Here is a 2,858-nt window from a genome sequence, read left to right on the forward strand (position 1 = left end):
GGCCGATGCGTTCTCCGAGCAGCCGGGCGCACGGCTGTACCGCACGGGCGACCGCGGTCGCTGGCGTGCGGACGGCACGCTGGAGCACCTGGGCCGGGCCGACTTCCAGATCAAGCTGCGCGGCTTCCGCATCGAGCCGGGCGAGATCGAGGCGGTGGCACGCGCCGATGCCGCAGTGCGCGATTGCGCTGCCGTCTTGCAGGAGCTGGGACCGACAGACCAGCGCCTGGTGCTCTACCTCGCCGCGGCCGAGCCGGACGCCAGCCTGCTGCCGCGCCTGCGCCGCGCGCTGGAGTCGCAGCTGCCCGCGTACATGCGCCCGCAACACCTCGTGCGGCTGGATGCGCTTCCGCAGACGCCCAACGGCAAGATCGACCGCAAGGCGCTGCCGCGTCCGGCGGCCACGACCCCGAACGACACGGCGCCGGCCGAGGTGCCGGCCGATCCGCGCGAGAGCTACCTCGCGGCGGTCTGGCGCGAGCTGATCGGCGTCGAGCACGTGCGCGCCCAGGACAGCTTTTTCGACCTGGGCGGCCATTCGCTGCTGGCGGTGGAGTTCGTCGCGCGGGTGCAGCGCGAGACCGGTGTGCGGCTGCGCTTGCTGGACGTGGCCTCTGGCACACTGGCCATGCTGGCCAGCGAGCTGCCGGAAGGCGCCGGGCCGGCACGGCCGGTTTCGCTGCTGCTGCGCCTGCGCCGCCTGGGGTGGAAACGACATGGGCGGAACTGACGTGCCTAGGGGGATACCCGCATGACGATCGTGGCCTATCTCGTCTTCGGGGCCTGCGCGCTCGGCCTGGCGCACGTGTTCGTCGGCTACCCGCTGTGGGTCGCCGCACTGGCGCGCTGGTGGCCGCGCAGGGTGCGGCAGTCGGCCTGGACCCCCGGCGTCACTGCGGTGGTCGCCGTGCACGACGGCGCCGCGCACGTGCAGGCGAAGCTCGCCGGCCTGCTCGCGCTGGACTACCCGCCCGGGCTGCTGGACATCGTGGTGGCGTGCGACGGCTGCCGCGACGGCACCGCCGAGCTGTGCCGCCAACTGGGAGATCCGCGCCTGCGCGTGCTCGAGTTCGATACGCGACGCGGCAAGGCCGCCTGCCTCAACGACGCGGTGGCGCAGGCGCGCGGCGAGGTGCTGCTGATGACCGACGTGCGCCAGCGGCTGGAGCCTGACGCCCTGCGTCGGCTGGTCGCCAACCTGGGCGATCCGGCGGTGGGCGCGGTGAGCGGCGAGCTGCGCCTGTTCGACGCGCGCACGGGTTTCGCCCGCGGCATCGATGCGTACTGGCGCTACGAGAAGCTGATCCGCCATGCCGAGAGCCGCTCCGGCTCGGTGGTCGGCGTCAGCGGCGCGCTGTACGCGATGCGTCGCGCACTGGACCGCCCCTTGCCGCCGGGCACCGTGCTGGACGACGTGCTGGTGCCGATGCAGGTGGCCGCTGCAGGGCAGCGCGTGGTGTTCGAGCCGCAGGCGGTGGCGTGGGACGGCGTCTCGCAGCAACCGCAGGACGAGCAGCGGCGCAAGATCCGCACGCTGGCGGGCAACTACCAGCTGGTCCAGCTGGCGCCGTGGCTGCTGCTGCCGTGGCGCAACCCGCTGTGGTTCCGCTTCGTCAGCCACAAGCTGTTGCGCCTGCTGGCGCCGTGGCTGTTGCTCGGGCTGGCGTTGGCGGTGGCGCTGCTGGCCACGCGGCACACGCTGTTCGCGGCGATCGCGCTGGCGCTTGCCGCCGCCGTGGCGGCCGTGGTGGCCGGCCGGCACGTGCCGGCGCTGGGTGGGCGACTGCCGGTGCGGTTGCTGACCGCATTCTGCTATCTCAACCTGTTTGCCGCGCAGGCGCTGGTGGCGTTCGCGCGCAACCGGAGGCTGCACCTGTGGTGACTGGACGCGAAAGGTTGCCGGGCTGCGCGCCCGCAGGCTGCGAGGGGCGAGCATGTTCCCGCTGATCCTGCTGTACCTGGTGTTCGTGATCATCCGTCCGCAGGATTTTCTGCCCGGCGTAGCCGACCTGCCGCTGATGTCGGTGTCGCTGTTGCTGGCCTTCATCGGCTGGCTGGTGGCCGGCGCGCGCACGCCCACCGCGCCGCAGTTCCTGCTGCTGCCGCTGTTCGTGCTGATGGCGATGGCCTCGGAAGTGGCCAACGGCTGGGGCGGCGGCATGCTTTACGTGCTGGACCAGCTCGGCCCGGCGGTGATCGTGTTCTTCGTGCTGGCCACCTCGATCAACGAGCCGCGGCGCGCGGCGGCGACCTTTGCGGTGATCGGCCTGTCGGCGATGGTGCTGGCGCTGCACAGCGTGCAGCAGGCGCAGCATGGCGTGGGCTGGACCGGCATGACCCTGGGCGAGGACGGGCGCGTGCGCTACGTGGGCATCTTCAACGATCCCAACGACCTCGGGCTACTGTTCGTGATGGCGCTGCCGATGGTGCTCTACCTGGCCTCGCGGGCCGGCTTCCTCGGCCGCTGGTTCTGGCGCGCCGGCGCGCTGCTGCTGCTCTTCGGCGTCTACCTGACGCAGTCGCGCGGCACCCAGCTGGCGGTGCTGCTGATGGTTGCGGTGTACCTGTGGCAGCGCCGCGGCGCCGCCACCGCGGTGTCGCTGAGCCTGGCCGGCCTGGTCGGGCTGATGCTGCTGCCCTCCTCGCGCATGACCGAGCTGGACGTGGACGAGCCTTCCGCGTTCGGCCGCGTGGATGCGTGGTACGAAGGGTTGGACATGTTCAAGACCCACCCGCTGCTGGGCGTGGGCGCGGGCAACTTCACCGACTACAACGAGCTGACCGCGCACAACTCCTTCGTGCTGGTGCTGGCCGAGACCGGCATCGTGGGCTTCACCATCTGGCTGGCCATCGTGGGC

The 2,858-nt window shown here is 71.8% G+C and carries 3 protein-coding genes; all 3 read left to right on the forward strand.

Features of this window, described 5'->3' with window-relative positions; genetic code table 11:
- On the forward strand, positions 1-730 hold a 730-nt coding region (locus tag HOQ08_RS03600; protein ID WP_291191740.1), incomplete at its 5' end, for a phosphopantetheine-binding protein.
- Between the two features lie 21 nt (positions 731-751).
- On the forward strand, positions 752-1,882 hold the full coding sequence (locus HOQ08_RS03605) for a glycosyltransferase family 2 protein (protein ID WP_291191743.1): 1,131 nt from the start codon (positions 752-754) through the stop codon (positions 1,880-1,882).
- Between the two features lie 52 nt (positions 1,883-1,934).
- On the forward strand, positions 1,935-2,858 hold a 924-nt coding region (locus HOQ08_RS03610), incomplete at its 3' end, for an O-antigen ligase family protein (RefSeq protein WP_291191746.1).

Source organism: Frateuria sp. (assembly GCF_013362045.1).
GTDB lineage: Bacteria > Pseudomonadota > Gammaproteobacteria > Xanthomonadales > Rhodanobacteraceae > Frateuria_A.